The 17,163-nt window shown below is 67.5% G+C and carries 18 protein-coding genes; 9 read left to right on the plus strand and 9 right to left on the minus strand.

What is annotated here, in order from left to right:
• Positions 1-47: 47 nt before the first annotated feature.
• Positions 48-797, minus strand: a complete 750-nt coding sequence (locus tag ACH0BU_RS01865; RefSeq protein ID WP_500263628.1) for a nitroreductase family protein — start codon at positions 795-797, stop codon at positions 48-50.
• Positions 798-892: 95 nt separating this feature from the next.
• Between ACH0BU_RS01865 and ACH0BU_RS01870 the strand changes: the two genes are divergently transcribed.
• The 4 genes from ACH0BU_RS01870 to queA all read left to right on the plus strand — a co-directional run bounded on the left by ACH0BU_RS01870 (position 893) and on the right by queA (position 6,534).
• Positions 893-2,638, plus strand: a complete 1,746-nt coding sequence (locus tag ACH0BU_RS01870; protein ID WP_500263629.1) for an N-acyl-D-amino-acid deacylase family protein — start codon at positions 893-895, stop codon at positions 2,636-2,638.
• Position 2,639: 1 nt separating this feature from the next.
• A complete protein-coding gene (locus tag ACH0BU_RS01875; RefSeq protein WP_500263630.1) occupies positions 2,640-3,524 on the plus strand; it encodes a beta-keto acid cleavage family enzyme in 885 nt (294 codons plus the stop codon).
• A 101-nt stretch (positions 3,525-3,625) separates the two neighbouring features.
• Positions 3,626-5,371 (plus strand): N-acyl-D-amino-acid deacylase family protein, encoded by a 1,746-nt coding sequence (locus ACH0BU_RS01880; RefSeq protein WP_500263631.1) that lies wholly within the window; start codon positions 3,626-3,628, stop codon positions 5,369-5,371.
• Between the two features lie 137 nt (positions 5,372-5,508).
• The gene (gene queA / locus ACH0BU_RS01885) at positions 5,509-6,534 is read left to right on the plus strand and encodes a tRNA preQ1(34) S-adenosylmethionine ribosyltransferase-isomerase QueA (RefSeq protein ID WP_500263632.1); all 1,026 of its coding nucleotides are present in this window, start codon (positions 5,509-5,511) and stop codon (positions 6,532-6,534) included.
• A 12-nt stretch (positions 6,535-6,546) separates the two neighbouring features.
• Here the strand turns inward: queA and ACH0BU_RS01890 are convergent, their stop codons facing one another.
• Positions 6,547-7,008 (minus strand): TlpA family protein disulfide reductase, encoded by a 462-nt coding sequence (locus ACH0BU_RS01890; protein WP_500263633.1) that lies wholly within the window; start codon positions 7,006-7,008, stop codon positions 6,547-6,549.
• Between the two features lie 160 nt (positions 7,009-7,168).
• On the opposite strand from ACH0BU_RS01890, the gene argH reads away from it, so the two are divergent.
• The 5 genes from argH to ACH0BU_RS01915 are packed head-to-tail and all read left to right on the plus strand — an operon-like array spanning position 7,169 to position 11,749.
• A complete protein-coding gene (gene argH, locus ACH0BU_RS01895; RefSeq protein ID WP_500263684.1) occupies positions 7,169-8,536 on the plus strand; it encodes an argininosuccinate lyase in 1,368 nt (455 codons plus the stop codon).
• Entirely contained in the window at positions 8,533-8,769 is a 237-nt protein-coding gene (locus tag ACH0BU_RS01900; protein WP_500263634.1) for a hypothetical protein, read from the plus strand. Before argH ends, ACH0BU_RS01900 begins: the two co-directional genes overlap by 4 nt.
• Before the next feature lie 3 nt (positions 8,770-8,772).
• Positions 8,773-10,029 carry a diaminopimelate decarboxylase gene (gene lysA, locus ACH0BU_RS01905; protein ID WP_500263635.1) on the plus strand — a complete coding sequence of 419 codons (1,257 nt, stop codon included), beginning with the start codon at positions 8,773-8,775 and terminating at the stop codon, positions 10,027-10,029.
• Positions 10,026-10,802 (plus strand): precorrin-2 dehydrogenase/sirohydrochlorin ferrochelatase family protein, encoded by a 777-nt coding sequence (locus tag ACH0BU_RS01910; RefSeq protein WP_500263636.1) that lies wholly within the window; start codon positions 10,026-10,028, stop codon positions 10,800-10,802. Before lysA ends, ACH0BU_RS01910 begins: the two co-directional genes overlap by 4 nt.
• Positions 10,799-11,749: a CorA family divalent cation transporter gene (locus ACH0BU_RS01915; RefSeq protein ID WP_500263637.1), complete on the plus strand. Its 951-nt coding sequence runs from the start codon at positions 10,799-10,801 to the stop codon at positions 11,747-11,749. Before ACH0BU_RS01910 ends, ACH0BU_RS01915 begins: the two co-directional genes overlap by 4 nt.
• A 15-nt stretch (positions 11,750-11,764) precedes the next feature.
• Here ACH0BU_RS01915 and fliS read toward each other — a convergent pair whose 3' ends face one another.
• The 7 genes from fliS to ACH0BU_RS01950 form a co-directional block, all read right to left on the minus strand.
• On the minus strand, positions 11,765-12,163 hold the full coding sequence (gene fliS / locus ACH0BU_RS01920) for a flagellar export chaperone FliS (protein ID WP_046407825.1): 399 nt from the start codon (positions 12,161-12,163) through the stop codon (positions 11,765-11,767).
• Positions 12,163-13,662: a flagellar filament capping protein FliD gene (fliD, locus tag ACH0BU_RS01925; RefSeq protein WP_500263638.1), complete on the minus strand. Its 1,500-nt coding sequence runs from the start codon at positions 13,660-13,662 to the stop codon at positions 12,163-12,165. Before fliD ends, fliS begins: the two co-directional genes overlap by 1 nt.
• Positions 13,663-13,733: 71 nt before the next feature.
• Positions 13,734-14,864 carry an EscU/YscU/HrcU family type III secretion system export apparatus switch protein gene (locus ACH0BU_RS01930; protein ID WP_500263639.1) on the minus strand — a complete coding sequence of 377 codons (1,131 nt, stop codon included), beginning with the start codon at positions 14,862-14,864 and terminating at the stop codon, positions 13,734-13,736.
• Complete coding sequence (gene fliR, locus ACH0BU_RS01935; RefSeq protein ID WP_500263640.1) at positions 14,857-15,630, minus strand: flagellar biosynthetic protein FliR; 774 nt, start codon at positions 15,628-15,630, stop codon at positions 14,857-14,859. Before fliR ends, ACH0BU_RS01930 begins: the two co-directional genes overlap by 8 nt.
• A 60-nt stretch (positions 15,631-15,690) precedes the next feature.
• Complete coding sequence (locus ACH0BU_RS01940) at positions 15,691-15,963, minus strand: flagellar biosynthetic protein FliQ (protein ID WP_500263641.1); 273 nt, start codon at positions 15,961-15,963, stop codon at positions 15,691-15,693.
• Between the two features lie 60 nt (positions 15,964-16,023).
• The gene (gene fliP / locus ACH0BU_RS01945; RefSeq protein ID WP_432430983.1) at positions 16,024-16,890 is read right to left on the minus strand and encodes a flagellar type III secretion system pore protein FliP; all 867 of its coding nucleotides are present in this window, start codon (positions 16,888-16,890) and stop codon (positions 16,024-16,026) included.
• A gap of 2 nt (positions 16,891-16,892) precedes the next feature.
• Complete coding sequence (locus ACH0BU_RS01950; protein ID WP_125944174.1) at positions 16,893-17,162, minus strand: FliO/MopB family protein; 270 nt, start codon at positions 17,160-17,162, stop codon at positions 16,893-16,895.
• Position 17,163: the final 1 nt, after the last annotated feature.

Consider the following 17,163-nt stretch of genomic DNA (forward strand, 5'->3'; position numbering starts at 1 on the left):
GATCACGTCTGGCGGATCAGCCGTGCGGCGCGCGATCCTGCCGGCGATCAGCCGTGCAGCACATGGTCCTTGTCGCGCACGGTGCGCGCGCTGTTCGCCGGATGCGCCGGATCCTCATAGCCAAAGGCGATGCCGAACAACAGCTTGTGGTCATCGCCCACGCCCAGTTCGCGGTGGACGATCTCGGCATGGTGGCTCAGCGCCCCTTGCGCGCACGACGCCAGGCCATTGGCAGTCAGCGCCAGCATGAACGACTGCGCATACATGCCGCAATCGGCCGCCTCGCGCATCCCCGCCCAGGCCGGGATGAACAGGAACATGGCATGCGGCGCATCGAAGAAGCGGAAGTTGCGCAGGAACGATTCGGTCCGCGCCGCCACATCCTCGCGCGCCACATTGGTCGCCGCGAACAGCGATTTGGCCGCATCGATCTGCCGCCCGCGATAATGGCCGGGGTAAGCGCCGGTCAGCCGGAAATCGGGCGTCATCTTGGTGCCGCTCTTGGCCGCATCGTGCAGCACCGTGCGCATCCGCTCCGCCGACGCGCCCGACACGACATGCGCGGTCCACGGCTGGACGTTGCAGTTGGACGGCGCCAGCTGCGCCATTTCCATCACCCGCTCCAGCAGCTCGGCGGGCACCGGATCGGGCTTGAACCCGCGCACCGAACGCCGCTCGCGCAGCAGCCGCTCCAGCGTCGCGCTGTCGCCGGACGAGACATTTGCCTGCCCGCCCGCCAGCTCGTTCGCCAGCTCGCCCGCCTGCCCATTTGTCGCCGCCGCTGCTGTCGTCGCCATCACCCACTCCTAAGTCACTCGTTCGAATCTCCTTGCCTCACCGCCGCCGCGAAGTCACCATCGCCGGCAAAAGACGTAGAAAATGGAGAGGCACGATGTACGACCTGATCATTCGGGGCGGCACGATCGTCGATGGATCGGGCGCGGCCCCCACCCGCGGCGATGTGGCGATTTCCGGCGATCGCATCGTCGCGATCGGAACCGTAAGCGGCCCGGCGCGCCGCGAAATCGACGCCACGGGAAAGCTCGTCACCCCCGGCTGGGTCGATATCCACACCCATTATGACGGCCAGATCACCTGGGCCTCGCGCATGGACCCGTCCTCGACGCTCGGCGCCACCACCGTCGTCGTCGGCAATTGCGGCGTCGGCTTCGCCCCCGTCCGCCCGCAGGATCACGACACGCTGATTCGCCTGATGGAGGGGGTGGAGGACATTCCCGGCGCCGCTCTTCACGAAGGTCTGTCGTGGCAGTGGGAAAGCTTCGGCGAATATATGGATGCCGTCGACAAGCTGCCGCACGACATCGACGTCGCCGTTCAGGTGCCGCACGGCGCGCTTCGCGTGTACGTGATGGGCGAACGCGGCGCGAACCGCGATCCCGCGACGCCGGACGAAAATGAGGAAATGCGCCGCCTCACCGCGGAGGCGATCCGCGCCGGCGCGCTCGGCTTCTCCACCACCCGCACGATGGTCCACCGCACCGCCGACGGCGATCTCACCCCCACCGTCCGCGCTGCGCGCGAGGAGATGGAGGCGATCGCCCGCGGCATCGCCGACGCTGGCTCTGGCGTCCTCCAATGGGTGTCCGATTTCCAGGAAATGGATGAGGAGTTCAGCCTCGTCCGCGACCTGACGAAGATCGCCGGCCAGCCGCTGAGCTTCTCGATGGTCCAGGCCGATGTCGTGCCCAACCAGTGGCGCGAACTGACCCAGCGGCTCGATGCCGCCGTCGCCGAAGGCTATCCGCTGAAGGCGCAGATCGCCGGCCGCCCGGTCGGGCTGATGCTCGGCCTGCAGGGGTCGGTCCACCCCTTCATCAGCCGGCCGAGCTACCGCGAGATCGCCGATCTGCCGCTGGCGGAGAAGGTCGCCCGGATGCGCGATCCCGAGTTCCGCGCGCGCCTCATCGCCGAGGCACCGATGAAGGATCATCCCTTCGTCAATTCGGTCGCCGGCGCGCAGCACAAGATGTTCCCCATCACCGATCGCGTGGATTACGAGCCCGATCCCGCGACCAGCCTCGCCGCCGAGGCAGAGCGGCGCGGCGTCCACCCCGATGAACTCATCTATGACGCGCTGCTCGAGGACGAGGGCCGCGCCTTCCTGTTCTTCCCGATGCACAATTACGTCGAGGGCAATCTCGACAACGTCCACGCGATGATCACCAACCCGAACACGCTCTCGGGCCTGTCGGACGGCGGCGCGCATGTCGGCGCGATCTGCGACGTCAGCCTGCCCACCTTCATGCTGACCCACTGGTGCCGCGATCGTACCCGCGGGCCTCTGCTCGATCTCGCCGACACGGTGAAGCAGCAGACCCGCGACACCGCGCTTGCCGTCGGGCTTGCCGACCGCGGCCTGCTCGCGCCCGGCTATCTCGCCGACGTCAACGTCATCGATTTCGACCAGCTCGAACTCGGCAAGCCGTACATGATCTACGATCTGCCCACCGGCGCGCGCCGCCTGATGCAAAAGGCGAAGGGCTATGTGGCGACGATCAAGTCGGGTCAGGTCATCTATCAGGATGGCGAGCCGACCGATGCCCTGCCCGGCAAGCTGATCCGCGGCCGCCAGCCGGCGCCTGCCCCAGCCACCGGCCGCGAGGCGGTCGCCGCCTGACATGCCGCCGCTCATCATCGAGGCCGCGCTGAACGGCGCGACGCCGAAATCGCGCAACCCCAATGTGCCGGTCAGCCCGCAGGAACTCGCCCGCGAGGCGCTGGCCGCGATGGAGGCAGGCGCCGCCATCGTCCACACGCATATCGAGCGGATGGACATGACCGGCGACGCCGCGGTCGATCGCTATATGGCGGCCTATGTCCCCGTGCTGGCCGCGCGCCCCGACGCGATCCTCTGGGGCACCGTCGCCACCGGCCCCGATGTGAAGGCGCGCTTCGGCCATTACCGCGGCCTCGCCCGCGCCGGCGTTCGCATGGGCGCGTTCGATCCCGGCTCGGTCAATCTCGGCACGCACGGCCCCGACGGCCTTCCCGGTGCCTCGGTCCTCTACGCCACCACCTATCGCGACATCGCCTGGCTCGCCGATCTGCACGAGGCGGAAAAACTCGGCCCGGCGATCGCCATCTACGAACCCGGCTGGCTGCGCACCACTTTGGCCTATGAACAGGCCGGCCGCCTCCCCGCCGGCACCTTCGTGAAGCTCTATTTCGGCGGCCGCTACAATTTCCTCGACGGCAAGCGCAGCAACGTCACCTTCGGCCTGCCGCCGACGGAGAAGGCGCTCGATGCCTATCTCGAGCTGCTCGACGGCTCCTCGCTTCCCTGGGCGGTCGCCGCGATCGGCGATTGCGTGGTGGACACCGGCCTTGCCAAGCTCGCGATCGAACGCGGCGGCCATGTCCGCGTCGGGCTGGAGGATTTCGGCGGCGAGCGTCAGCCCGGCAATCTGGAACTGATCGCGGAGGTCGTTGCGCTGGCGAAACAGGCCGGCCGTCCGATCGCCACGCGCCAACAGGCAGCTCAGATTCTCGGTCTGCCGCGATGAGGCCAGCCCCGTATCAGACGTGGCCAATCGTCTCCGAAGACAGGCCAATGTTCTCCGGCAACAGGCCGGACTGACCCCATTACAATTCCAGGAGAGGCCACATGTTCGATCTGTTGGTGAAGAACGGCACGGTCATCGACGGCACCGGCGCCCCCCGCTTCCGCGGTGATGTCGCGGTGCAGGGCGACCGGATCGTCGCGGTAGGCCAAGTGTCTGGAACGGCACGCGAAACCATCGACGCCGACGGCTGCATCGTCACCCCCGGCTTCGTCGATATCCACACCCATTACGACGGCCAGGTCTCCTGGGACCAGATCCTCGCTCCTTCCTCGATCAACGGCGTCACCTCCGCCGCGATGGGAAACTGCGGCGTAGGATTCGCCCCCGCCCGCGCCGACAAGCACGACTGGCTGATCCAGCTTCTGGAGGGGGTGGAGGACATTCCCGGCACCGCGCTGGCGGAGGGGCTGACGTGGAATTGGGAGAGTTTTCCCGATTATCTCAATGCCTTGAGCGAGCGTGAATATACCATCGATCTCGGCGCCCACATGCCCCACGCCGCGCTGCGCGCCTATGTCATGGGCGACCGCGGCGGCGACCATCTGGCCCGCCCGACGCAGGGCGAGGTGGATCGCATGGCCACCCTCACCGCCGAGGCGATGGAGGCCGGCGCGCTCGGCTTCTCCACCTCACGCACCCATGCGCACCGCAGCCGCGATGGCCTCAACATCGGCACGCTGACGGCGGAGGATCCCGAACTGCTCGGCATCGCCGCCGCGCTGCGGCAGACGGGCAAGGGCGTCATCCAGTTGATTTCGGACGCTTATCTCACCGCCGACGATGATTTCGCCGCCGCCGAACTCCAGCTGATCCGCCGCCTCGCCACCACCAGCGGCCGCCGAGTCTCCTTCACCGTGCAGCAGACCGACGACGCACCCGACCGGTGGAAAAGCATCTATCGTGAGATCGATCAGATGGTCGCCGATGACCTCCCCGTCAGCGCGCAGGTCGCCCCTCGCCCGATCGGCGCGATCCTCTCCTTCGCCTCCACCACCAACCCCTTCGTCGTCGCCCCCACCTACCGCCGCATCGCCGCGCAAAGCGCCAGCGTCGACGCACGGCTGGAGGCGCTGGCCGATCCCGACGTGCGCTCGGCGATCCTCGCGGAACATGCCGCCTTCCACGCCAGCGAAGGCTTCATCGCGCTGATCACACGCGGTTTTTCGCGCATGTTCCGGATGACCGACCCGGTCGATTACGAATTGCACGAAGACCACTCGATCGCCGCCGAGGCCGCCCGCGCCGGCGTCGATCCCGCCGCCTATGTCTATGACGCCCTGATGGAGGAAGGCGGCCGCCGCCTCCTCTACATGCCGCTGATCAACTATGCGCGCGGCAATCTGGACGACGTGCACGGCATGATGACCGGCAATCATGTGCTTTACGGCCTGTCCGACGGCGGCGCGCATTGCGGCACGATCTGCGACGGCAGCTTCCCCACCACCACGCTCGCGCTCTGGTCGCGCGGCAACAAGGCGGGGCTGCGCACGCCGCTCGAATCGCTGGTCCACGGCTACACGCAGAAGAACGCCGCGCACGTCGGCTGGCACGACCGCGGGGTTCTGGCACCCGGCTATCTCGCTGACCTCAACGTCATTGCGCTCGACGACCTTGCGCTCGCCCCGCCCGAGATCGTGCAGGATCTGCCCGCCGGGGGCACCCGTCTCCTGCAACAGCCGCGCGGCTACGAATGGACGGTGAAATCCGGCGTGCCGACCTTCGCCCGCGGCGAATGGACCGGCCGCACACCCGGCCGGCTGGTCCGCGGCGCCCGCAGCCTGAGCTGAGCCGCCGCCCCTTGCCTTCTGGCCGATGGGCGGCATAGGCGGGCGGCGAAGCTGCTGCGGGCCATGAGGCGCCTGCATGCGGCTCGTCAGGCGGCCATGATCGCCGCCACCCGCCATGTTGGACAGCGCCGCCAGATATGAACGTCGACCTCTTTGATTTCGATCTCCCGCCGGAACGCATCGCGCTTCGGCCCGCGGCGCCGCGCGATTCCGCGCGCCTGCTGGTGCTCGACGGCGCCGCCACCCGCGACCGGATCGTGGCCGACCTGCCGGGCGAATTGCGTGCCAACGACATCCTGGTCTTCAACGATACGCGCGTGATCCCGGCCCAGCTCGAAGGCACGCGCGGCGAGGCGCGGATCGGCGCCACGCTGCACAAGCGCGAGGGGCCGCGTCGCTGGCGCGCCTTCATCCGCAACGCCAAGCGGCTTCGCCCAGGCGACACGATCGACTTCGGCGCAGGCGTCTCCGCCACCGCGAGCGATCGCGCGCAGGACGGAAGCTTCGCGCTCGACTTCCCCGGCGACGAGCCGGTCGAGCTGCTGCTGGAACGTGCCGGCCGCATGCCGCTGCCGCCCTATATCGCCGCGAAGCGCCCGACCGACGCGCGCGATGCCGACGATTATCAAACGATGTTTGCGCGTGAGGCCGGCGCCGTCGCCGCGCCCACCGCGGCGCTGCATTTCACACCTGATCTGATCGCGGCGCTCGACGCAGCAGAGATCGCCCACACCACCCTGACGCTGCATGTCGGCGCGGGCACCTTCCTTCCGGTGAAGGCGCAGGACACCGCCGACCATCAGATGCATGCCGAATGGGGCAGGATCGACGCGCCGACCGCCGATCGGTTGAACGCGGTGCGCGCATCAGGCGGGCGAGTGATCGCCGTCGGCACCACCTCGCTTCGCCTGATCGAAAGCGCCACCGACAGCGACGGAACCATTCAGCCGTTCGAAGGCGACACCTCGATCTTCATCACGCCTGGCTACCGCTTCCGCGGGATCGACGGCCTCCTGACCAACTTCCACCTCCCGCGCTCGACCCTGTTCATGCTGGTATCGGCACTGATGGGGCTGGATCGGATGCAGGCGGCCTATGCGCATGCCATCGCAAACGATTACCGCTTCTATTCCTACGGCGACGCCTCGCTGCTCCTGCCCTGACCGCAGGGCGGATCAGCTCGCCGCGATCAGCGCGGTCGATTCCGCATCGGCCCAGTCGCGCGCCCCGCTCACCCGCCACAGCTCGCGCCCGTTGGCGTCGAGCATGATCGTCGTCGGCAGGTTGGCCTTATAGGCCAGGCTCAGGCCGAGCTCGGGATCGACATAGGGCACCAGCCGGGTCAGCCGCTGCTCGGCGAAGAACGGCGCCACCTTCTCCTGCTGCATGTCCTGGCTCACCGCGAGGACATGCACCTTGTCCCCGGCGATCGTCGCCGCGGCGTTGAGGCTGGGCATTTCCTTGATGCACGGCGCGCACCATGTCGCCCACAGGTTCAGCAGCACCGGCTTCCCGCGGAAATCGGCAAGGCTCACCTTCTTGCCGCTCGCATCGAAGAAGGTGACGGCGGGCGCCGCTGCGCCCTGATGCGAGCGGTCGACCTTGCCCGCCATGCTGGCTGCCGACTTGCTCCCCACCACCTCGTCCGGCGCCACCTCATCGGGGCTGGCATTACCCGCGGCAGCGACGTTCGCTTGCTCCGCGGCGGGCGTTTGCTTATCGCAAGCCGAGGCTGCGAGCGCAGCCGCAAGGAGAAAGACAGTTCCCAAGCGCGATGACATGAGCGGTTCCAACCAGATGTGGGGCGGACGATTTGCCGAAGGGCCGGCCGCGGTCATGCGCGAGATAAATGCCTCCATACCCTTCGACAAGCGAATGTGGCGGCAGGACATCCGCGGCAGCCAGGCGCATGTCGCGATGCTCGCCAAACAGGGCATCATCGGCGCCGATGACGCAGCGGCAATCGCGCGCGGGCTCGAGACCGTCGAAGCACATTACGAGCAGGCCGGCGTCGCCGAGGATCTGGCGCTCGAAGACATCCACATGCAGACCGAGGCGCGGCTGGCCGACGCGATCGGCCCCACCGCCGGCCGGCTGCACACCGCGCGCAGCCGCAACGATCAGGTGGCGACCGATTTCCGCCTGTGGGTGCGCGACGCGATCGATCAGACGCTCGCCGCGCTCGCCGCCTTCCAGCGCGCCTTGCTCGACCGCGCCGAGGAACATGCCGCCAGCGTGATGCCGGGCTTCACGCACCTTCAGTCGGCGCAGCCGGTGACGCTGGGCCATCATCTGATGGCCTATGTCGAAATGGCGCGCCGCGACGTCAGCCGCTTCGCCGACGCGCGGGTCCGCATGAACCTGTCGCCGCTCGGCTCGGCCGCGCTCGCCGGCACCGGATTCCCGGTCGATCGTCATGCCACCGCGGCGGCGCTCGGCTTCGCTGGGCCGACGCGCAACTCGCTCGACGCCGTCTCGGATCGCGATTTCGCAATCGAGTACCTGACCTGCGCGGCGCAATGCGCGCTTCACCTGTCGCGGCTGGCGGAGGAATTCGTCCTCTGGGCCTCGCAGCCGTTCGGCTTCGTGTCGCTCAGCGACCAATGGTCGACCGGCAGCTCGATCATGCCGCAGAAGCGCAATCCCGACGCGGCCGAGCTGGTGCGCGGCCATGCCGGGCGGATCACGGGCTGCCTTGTCAGCCTGATGGTGACGATGAAGGGGCTCCCGCTGGCCTATTCAAAGGACATGCAGGACGACAAGCCGCCGGTGTTCGAATGCCACGACCTCCTCGGCCTCTGCCTCGCGGCGATGACCGGCATGGTCGAAAGCGCGACGTTCCGCACCGATCGCATGCGGGCGCTGGCGGAAAGCGGCTTTGCCACCGCCACCGATCTTGCCGACTGGCTGGTGCGCGAGGCGGGCATTCCCTTCCGCGAGGCGCACCACATCACCGGCCGCGCGGTCGCCCGGGCGGAGGCGACGGGCGTCCGGCTCGACCAGCTGCCGATCGAGGATCTCACCGCCATCGATCCGCGGATCGACGCGCGCGTCTATGACGTGCTGTCGGTCGATGCGTCGGTGGCCAGCCGGACCAGTTTCGGCGGCACCGCACCCGATAATGTGCGCGCCGCGATCCGTGAAGCACGCGAGGCATTGGCATGAAGGCAGTCGTTCTCCTCGCCGGCACGCTCCTGCTGGCGGCCTGTGGCTCGTCCCGCGGGCTGCGGCCGGCGGAGGGAGAACGTCTGCCCGTCGCTCCTTATGGCGCGACCGCCACGCCAACCCCGGCCGACCTTCTCACCCCTTCGCCGCAGGCCCGTCCGGGCCGCAGCGACGAAGTGCTGCGCAATTCAGAACAGCGCCGCAGCGACGAATTCGACCTCCCGCCAAGGTAAGCAATGGATCATTTCGCACTCGTCAACGGCGAGCTTCACTGTGAAGCCGTCCCGCTCTCGCGCATTGCTGCAGAGGTGGGCACGCCGGTCTATGTCTATTCCGCCAACACCCTGCGCACCCAGGCCCGCCGCTTCCGTGATGGCCTGAAAGACGTGGCGAAGGTCCATCTCGCCTACGCCATCAAGGCGAACCCGAACATCGCCGTGCTGAAGGTGCTGGCGAGTGAAGGCTATGGTGCCGACGTGGTGTCCGGCGGTGAAATGGCGCGCGCGCTCGCCGCGGGGATGCCGGCAAAGGACATCGTCTTCTCCGGCGTCGGCAAGACACGTGCCGAGCTGGTCAAGGGGATCGAGGCCGGCATCGGCCAGTTCAATATCGAGCTGGAAGAGGAAGGCGTCGTCCTGGCAGAGCTGGCCGCAGCGCGCGGCAAGACGGCCAGCGCGGTGCTGCGCGTCAATCCCGACGTCGACGCCGGCACCCATGCCAAGATCTCGACCGGCAAGCGCGAGAACAAGTTCGGCGTCGCGATCGACGAGGCCGCGGGCATCTTCGGCCGGCTGTCGCAGCTCGACGGGCTGAACCTGCGCGGCGTCGCGATCCACATTGGCTCGCAGCTGCTGAACCTTGCGCCGCTCGAGGCGGCCTTTGAGCGGATCGGCGCCTTCGTCGCCGAGCTGCGCGCCGCCGGGCACACGATCACTCATGTCGATCTCGGCGGTGGCCTGGGCGTCACCTACAAGGACGGCGACGTGCCGCCCGACCCGGCCGATTTCGGCGCAATGGTCGCACGCATTACGCGCGACTGGGACGTGACGCTGATGTTCGAGCCGGGCCGTGTCATCGCGGGCAATGCGGGCGTGCTGTTGACCGAAGTCATCTGGGTGAAGCCGGGCGTCACCAACCCGTACGTGATCGTCGATGCGGCGATGAACGATCTGGCGCGCCCGGCCCTCTACGATGCCTGGCACGACTTTGCGGCGGTGCATCCGACCGGTGAGCGGATGGTCGCCAATATCGCCGGCCCCGTATGCGAGACGGGTGACACGTTCGCGCGCGACCGCGAGATCGATGTGGTGAAGTCCGGCGATCTGGCGATCTTCCGCACGGCGGGCGCCTATGGCGCGACCATGGCATCGACCTACAATTCGCGCCCGCTGGTGCCCGAGGTGCTGGTCGACGGCGACCGGTACGCCGTCGTGGCGGACCGGATTTCGGCCGAGACGATCCTCGCTGCCGAGCGCGTGCCGGACTGGCTGTGACGCTCCACAGCCTGCCGATCTTCGTCCGGCTGAACGGCCGGGCGGTGATATTGGTGGGCGAGGGAGAGGCGGCGGCGGCCAAACGGCGGCTGCTGGAACGGGCCGGCGCCGTCATTCTGACCGAGAACGAGCGTCCGGCATCGCCTGGCGACGATCCGCGACTGGCCATCGTCGTGGATGATGAGCCGGCCGTCGCGCGGCTGAAGGCACGCGGCATCCTGGTCAACGCGGTGGATCGCCCCGAGCTGTGCGACTTCACCCTGCCGGCGATCGTCGATCGCAACCCGGTGCTGGTGGCGATCGGGACGGGCGGCGCATCGGCCGGGCTGGCGGCGGCGCTGCGCCAGCGGCTGGAGGCGCTGCTACCGATGAACCTCGGCCGGCTGGCCGACGCCCTTTACGCCGCGCGGGGCGCGTGGCGCGGGCGCTTTCCGGACGCCACCGCCCGGCGCCGGTCCATCGCCGCGGCACTCGCGCCCGGCGGAGCGCTCGATGTGCTGCGCGACTTCGCCGATGGTCAGGCACTACCGCCCACGCGGGAACCTTCCGATGGCGGGGAACGTCGTGTCGAGCGCATGGTCCTCACCTCCCCCGAACCCGACGATCTGACGCTGCGCCAGGCGCGGCTGCTGGCCAATGCCGATCGGGTGACTCACGGCGCGAACGTGCCGGCGGCAATTCTCGATCGTGCCCGCGCCGATGCCGACCGGCTGCCGTGCGCCGTCCCGCCGATCGATCTGCCCGGCCTCACCGTCGATGTGAGAATGGCGTGAGCGGCTTTGGCTATCGCGTCGGCGCTGACGAGGCGGAGAAGGTTTCGGTCCGCGATGCGCTGGCCAGCGATGCCCCGATGGTGTGGGTGCACCTGACCGATACGGCGGAACATGCGCAGGCGTGGCTGCGCGATGAGGCAAGGCTGCCCGACTATATCGTCGATCCGCTGACGGCGCAGGAAACGCGCCCACGATGCGATGCGATCGACGAGGGCGCCTTCCTGAACCTGCGCGGCCGCACCGACGAGGAGCTCGATTCCTCCGACATGCTGGCCTCGGTCCGGATCTGGGCCACCAGGGGGCGGGTGATCTCGGTCACGCGAAAGCATCTCTTGGCGACCGATGTGGTCGAACGCGACGTGGCGGGCGGCCGGGTGCGCGACCCCGGTGACCTGATCGCAGCCTTCGCAACGGCCATCACTGGCGATCTCGACCCGGTAGTCGCCGATCTCGGCGACGATCTCGACGATTGCGAGCAGCAGCTCGACGCCAAGAAGGTGTTCGCCCTCCGCCGCAACGTCACGCGGGTCCGGGTGGAAGCGATCAATTACCGGCGCTTCCTCAACCCGCAGCGCGCCGCGCTCGAGCAGATGGCAAAGATGGACGGCGACTGGTTGCAACCCGATGACCGCGCCCACCTGCTCGCTGCCGCCGATCGTGCCGCGCGGATGGCGGAGGAGGTGGAGGCGATCCGCGAACGGTCAAGCCTGATGCACGAGGCGCTGACCGATCTGCGCGCCGAGCAGCTCGATCAGCGCAGCCTGATGATCTCGATCGCGGCGATGGTGTTCCTGCCGCTCACGTTCATCACCGGTCTATACGGCATGAACGTGGAGGGTCTGTGGCTCGCCAAGGAGCCCTGGGCCTTCAACGCTATCGTCGCGCTGTGCGCGGCAATCTCGATCGCCGTCGTCGCCTGGTTCGCGGGACGGCACTGGCTGCGCTAGGCCACCCCCTGCCAGTCAGGCCGCGCGTGCCGCCCGCCACGCTTCTGCGATCTCCGACAGGGTATCCGCCACGTCTCGGAACGGCTTGCCATCCTGGCCAAGGCTCGCCTCGATCACTTGCTTGCGCGCGCCGCTATAAAGGCGGGCGAGCGTCACGGACACCTCGCCTCCACGCTCGAAATCCAGGTTCGCCTCCAGCGCGAACAGGATCGCGGTGGCACGCGTCACCCGCTCGCTCTTGACCGCGAACTTGCGGTTCTCCGCCGCCCAAGCCGCCACGCGCAGCGCTTGGCACAATTCGTCGTAGAGCAGCTGCACCAGCGCGGGGCCATCCGCGTTGGCGGTACGGCCGGCCAGGTCGATGCGACGGTACGTCTGCGCCGGATCGCGCAACAGGGCGGACGCATAGGCCATCAATTATCGCTCTTGGTCCAGGCCTTGATCTGGTTTTCCATGAACGTCTGCGTCGATTTGTAGGCGGCGACGCGTGCGTTCATCGACGCGAATTGCTGGGTCAGCCGCGTCGTCATCTTCTCCTGCTGCAGCGTCAGCTTGTCCTGCTGATCGACCAGATCGCTCTTCGCCTGATTGTAGCGCGTCGTCGACGCACCCAGGCCGTAGAGGGTGCTGGTGGCATTGAGCTTGATCGAGTTCATCGCCGCAAGCGCGCCGGTACCATCGGACGAGTTGGAGAACATCGCCTCCAGCGCGCCGGGAAACTGGTTGATCGCCTGGGTCAGGCGGTCGGTGCTGACCGACAAGGTGCCGTCGCGGTTGGTCCCGACTCCGATCTCGGCGAGCGTGCGCGGCGTACCCGGCGCGGCGTTCGGCAGGAGGTCACGCAGCGACAGCGACTTCAGGCTGCTCAGCATGTTCTTGGCGCCGGTGTCGCTGCGCAGCTCGCCCGTGATCGGGTCCGTCTGCTTCTTCAGCTCGGCGAACACCTGATTGTAGGTGAAGACGAAGTCTTCGACAGCGTTGGTCAAGGCTGCGGTCGGCGTGGACGAGGTGAGCGACACCGGCGCGGTTGAGGTCGACAGCAGGTCCAGCTTCACGCCCTCGACCAGGTCCGTGATGGTGTTGGACGCGCGCTCCACCCGAATGCCATCAACCGTCAGCACGGCGTTGCCGGCCGTGCTGGTGATCTGCATGCCGCTGCCGGTCGGGCCTACCGCGAACTGCGACAGCTTGGTCGATGGGTCGATCGACGTTTCCAGCGTGAACGCCTTGGCGCTGCCGCTGTCCCCCTTCAGCGACAGATAGGCGCGGCCATCGGCATCGGTGACGACGGACGCAGTGACGCCCGCCTTGCGCGCGTTGATCGCGGCGGCGATGGTGGTGATGGAGGCGTCCTTCACCTCGATCTCGATCGGATCGCCCACCGCGTCCACACTCGTCATCTCGCCGGTGACAGGATCGAGCACCGCACTGCCGACCTTCAGCACGAAGGTGCCCGATCCCAGGACCTCGGTCTTGCTGGCCACGCTCGCCTTGGACACCGCCGCCTGGCCGGTCGCCAGCCGCTCCACCCCAATGCTGGCGCTGACCCCCGTCAGCTTCGCACCGGTGATCGGTGTGGCGGTCAACACGCCGGGCGTGGAACTGACCGGCTGCGACTGGAGCGTCCCGCTCTTCACCAACGTCTCGAGCGCCGTCGTGAAATCGGTGATCATGTTCTTCAGCGTCGACACGCCGGACAATTGCGCGGTCAGTTTATCGGACCGGGCGGTAATCGCCGCATTCTTGGCGGCGAACTGCGCCTGAACCAGACTGGTGACCAGCGTGTCGGTATCGACGCCAGACCCGGTATTGAGCGAGGTCAGCAGCGCGCTCGCCGCCGACTTGGTCACGCTCGTCGTGCTGGGCGTCGGGGTAGGTGTCGGCGTGGCGCCGCTGCTGGAGACGGTGGTCATGACGTCAGACTAAACGGCCGCGCGCCGCAAAGATTTAGCGCTTTGCGCCGGACCGGCGGCCGTCCCCTGCCCTAGTGCAGCGCGACACCATTTTCGTCGAAGCGCGCGCCGGCCGGAACGTCGATCGCCGGCAGCGGCGCACCGCCAGCGGCAGCGTTCAGATTGAAGACGAACGCCAGCACCGTCGCGATCGCCATATAAAGGTCATCGCGCACCTCCTGGTTCTCGCGGCTGGTATAATACACCGCACGCGCGAGCATCGGATATTCAAGGATCGGCACCGCCATCTCGCTCGCCAGCTCGCGGATCGCCAGCGCGGTCGCGCCGCGGCCCTTGGCGACCACCACCGGCACCTGGTCGCGCCCGCGATCGTAGCGGAGCGCGACCGCAAAATGCGTCGGGTTGGTCAGCACGACATGCGCCTCGGCAACCGCACCGCGGGTGGAGCGGGACAGCATCGCGTGCTGGCGCGAGCGGATCTGCGCCTTCACCTCGGGATTGCCTTCGCTCTCCTTGTGCTCGTCCTTCTGTTCCTGCTTCGACATGCGCAGCTTCTTCATGCGCTGGAACATCTGCAGCGGTACGTCGAGCAGCGCGATCGCGACCAGCCCCATGGACATGACGATCATCAAGGTGGTGAGCGTACCGCCCAGCGCATCAACCGCAGCGCCAAGGTCCGATCGGGCAAGCCCCAGCGTCGTGCGCGCACTGCTCATCAGCAGCCACACGCCGATCGATCCCAGCAGCGCCACCTTGAGCAGCGACTTGCCCAGCTCGATCCAGCCATTCATGCCGAAAATGCGCTTCAACCCGGAGGCGGGATTGATGCGATTGCCCTTGGGCGCCAGCAGCCCGGCGTTGAACTGGAGCGAGCCGAGCGCCGCGGAACTCGCAACGCCAGCCGCCATCACGATCGCGAAGAGCGTCCCGAACGCAGGCAGCAGCTTCCACCCGGCCGCGGCAAGCGGGCGAACCGGCTGAAAATCCTCCACGTCGCCGCGGGTGAACTGGAAGCTTTCCGCCATCACGCCCTTGCACGCGGTGATCAGCATCGGCCCGAAGAAGACGAGCCACGCCACCCCCGCCAGCGCGACGAGCGCCGTTGCGAACTCACGTGATTTGAGGACGTCACCCTTTTTCCGCGCGTCCTTCAGACGCTTGGGTGTCGGGGCTTCTGTCTTTTCGCCGAACTCGTCAGCCAAGTACCAGGCTCCGTGCCGCTTCCAGGCCCTCGCGCACGACGACCAGCATGTAATCCCCCATCGCCGGGAAGGCCGCCGCCATCGCGATGACGCCGACCGCTAGGCTCGCCGGCAGACCGATCGAGAACAGGTTCAGGGCCGGGGCCGACCGCGAGATCATACCGACCACCAGATTAAGGCAGAGTAAAAGGAAGCCGACCGGCAGCGCGAGGAGCAGGCCGGCAAAGAACGCATAGCCCCCGAACAGCGCAATATCGCGCAGCTGGCCGGGCCCGAGCCAGGCAGCACCGGGCGGCAGCGCGGTATAGCTGCGCGCCACCGTGTCAACGAGGACGAGGTGCCCGTCGACCGACAGGAACAGCAGCGTCAGCAGGATCGACAGGAACTGGCCGATCGCGGGCGAGGAGCGGCCCGTATTGGGATCGACCATGTTGGCAAAGCCAATGCCCATCGACCCGCCAATGACTTCGCCGGCAATCAGCGGCGCCGCAAAGGCGATCTGGAGGATGAAGCCGAGCGCCAGCCCGACCAGCGCCTCGGCCGCGATCGCCAGAAAGGTCGCGACGGCGAACACCTGCGGCGGCGGTGTCACGTCATGCATCCCCAGCACCAGCACGCCGACGGCGCCGGCAAGGACGACGCGTACCTGTACCGGGACCGAGACATTGCCGAACACCGGCGCCGCGACAAAGGCCGCGCCGACGCGCACCATGACGAAGATCAGCGCCCACAATTGCGGCTCGATCGACAGGCCCAGCCCTAGCATCGCCGCGCCGCCCCGCCGGCCATTGCCGCCGCGTGCAGGTCGAGAACCCTCATCACCGGCCTATCGAACCAGGTCGGGAATGCCTTCGAAGATCGAGACGGTGAAATCGCTGAGCAGCCCCAGGATCATCGCGCCGAAAATGACCAAGGACAGGCCGACCACGATCAGCTTGGGCACGAAGCTCAACGTCTGTTCCTGGATCGAGGTCGCGGCCTGGATCATGCCCAGGATAAGGCCGGAAACCAGCGCAGGGATCAGGATCGGCGCCGCGGCGAGCGCCAGCACCCAGAGCGTCTGGTTCGCCACGGTGAGGAAATAATCTGCGTCTACCATGCTGAAATCCGACTTCTCACCTGCACCATGCGCTCGGTCAGCGCGGCTTGCGTGATCGCGCTACGTGGCGAAGCTGTTGGCCAGACTGCCCATCGTCAGCGCCCAGCCATCGACCAGCACGAACAGCAGCAGCTTGAACGGCAACGAGATGATCGTCGGGCTGAGCATCGCCATGCCCAGCGCCATCAGCACGGTGGCAACGACCAGATCGATAACCAGGAAGGGCAGGAAGATCAGGAAGCCGATCTGGAACGCAGTCTTCAATTCGCTGGTTACGAACGCGGGCAGCAGCACCGAATAGGGAATGTCATTGGGCGTCGCATAGGGGCCCGACTTTGCCATTTCGGCAAACATCGTCACGTCCTTCACCCGCGTCTGCTTCACCATGAAGGCATGGAGCGGTGCACCGGCGGTCTTGATCAGGTCGGTGCCGCCCATCTGCCCTGCGGCATAAGGCTGGATCGCGGTGGTGTTGATCTGGCTGATGACGGGCGCCATCACGAACAGCGACAGGAACAGGCTGAGGCCGATCAGCACCTGGTTGGGCGGCGTCTGCTGCAGGCCCATCGCCTGGCGCAGGATCGACAGCACGATGATGATCCGGGTGAAGCTGGTCATCATCAGCAGGATGCCCGGCAGGATGCTGAGCAGGCCCATGATGATAAGGACCTGCAACGACAGCGACATCGAGCCCGAGCCGTTCGGCCCGCCGCCAAGCTGCCCCAGTGCGCGATCCACCGCGTCCCCTGCTCCCGGTGCGGCAGGTGCCGGCGCGACCGGCGCGCCCTGTGCCAGCGCAGGCATGGCGACCAGCACCGCAACCAGGAAGGCAAAGGCGATCAGCAGCACCTTGCCCCACGGGAACGCCACCGGGCGGCGGTGCTCGACATCGCGGAACAGGGCCGGGCCGTTGCCGACGCGGGTCACGCTCACGAAAAGGTCCTCGGCGCGTCGGCACGATCGACCAGCGTCACCCCGCCGCGGCCGACCGACACCAGCAGCCGCTTGCCTTCAAATTCCACCACCGCGAGCCGCAGCCCCGGCGAGATCATCATCGTCTCCTTGACGTTGATGAGGCGCGTATCGGTACGTCCCGGCATGCGGCTTTCCAGCCGCCGCCACAGGTACAGGCAGCCGATCATCAGGCCGCAGACGAGCGGCAGCAACACGATCAGCTTCAGGATATAGGACCACATCATC

Source organism: Sphingomonas olei (assembly GCF_045369765.1).
GTDB classification, from domain to species: domain Bacteria; phylum Pseudomonadota; class Alphaproteobacteria; order Sphingomonadales; family Sphingomonadaceae; genus Sphingomonas; species Sphingomonas panaciterrae.

What these genes read in the sequence shown, in the direction of transcription:
- ACH0BU_RS01865 (WP_500263628.1), bottom strand. Translation starts at nt 797, where the DNA reads ATGGCGACGACAGCAGCGGCGGCGACAAATGGGCAGGCGGGCGAGCTG.
- ACH0BU_RS01870 (WP_500263629.1), top strand. Translation starts at nt 893, where the DNA reads ATGTACGACCTGATCATTCGGGGCGGCACGATCGTCGATGGATCGGGC.
- ACH0BU_RS01875 (WP_500263630.1), top strand. Translation starts at nt 2,640, where the DNA reads ATGCCGCCGCTCATCATCGAGGCCGCGCTGAACGGCGCGACGCCGAAA.
- ACH0BU_RS01880 (WP_500263631.1), top strand. Translation starts at nt 3,626, where the DNA reads ATGTTCGATCTGTTGGTGAAGAACGGCACGGTCATCGACGGCACCGGC.
- queA (WP_500263632.1), top strand. Translation starts at nt 5,509, where the DNA reads ATGAACGTCGACCTCTTTGATTTCGATCTCCCGCCGGAACGCATCGCG.
- argH (WP_500263684.1), top strand. Translation starts at nt 7,169, where the DNA reads ATGTGGGGCGGACGATTTGCCGAAGGGCCGGCCGCGGTCATGCGCGAG.
- ACH0BU_RS01900 (WP_500263634.1), top strand. Translation starts at nt 8,533, where the DNA reads ATGAAGGCAGTCGTTCTCCTCGCCGGCACGCTCCTGCTGGCGGCCTGT.
- lysA (WP_500263635.1), top strand. Translation starts at nt 8,773, where the DNA reads ATGGATCATTTCGCACTCGTCAACGGCGAGCTTCACTGTGAAGCCGTC.
- fliS (WP_046407825.1), bottom strand. Translation starts at nt 12,163, where the DNA reads ATGGCCTATGCGTCCGCCCTGTTGCGCGATCCGGCGCAGACGTACCGT.
- fliD (WP_500263638.1), bottom strand. Translation starts at nt 13,662, where the DNA reads ATGACCACCGTCTCCAGCAGCGGCGCCACGCCGACACCTACCCCGACG.
- fliR (WP_500263640.1), bottom strand. Translation starts at nt 15,630, where the DNA reads ATGCTAGGGCTGGGCCTGTCGATCGAGCCGCAATTGTGGGCGCTGATC.
- ACH0BU_RS01940 (WP_500263641.1), bottom strand. Translation starts at nt 15,963, where the DNA reads ATGGTAGACGCAGATTATTTCCTCACCGTGGCGAACCAGACGCTCTGG.
- ACH0BU_RS01950 (WP_125944174.1), bottom strand. Translation starts at nt 17,162, where the DNA reads ATGATGTGGTCCTATATCCTGAAGCTGATCGTGTTGCTGCCGCTCGTC.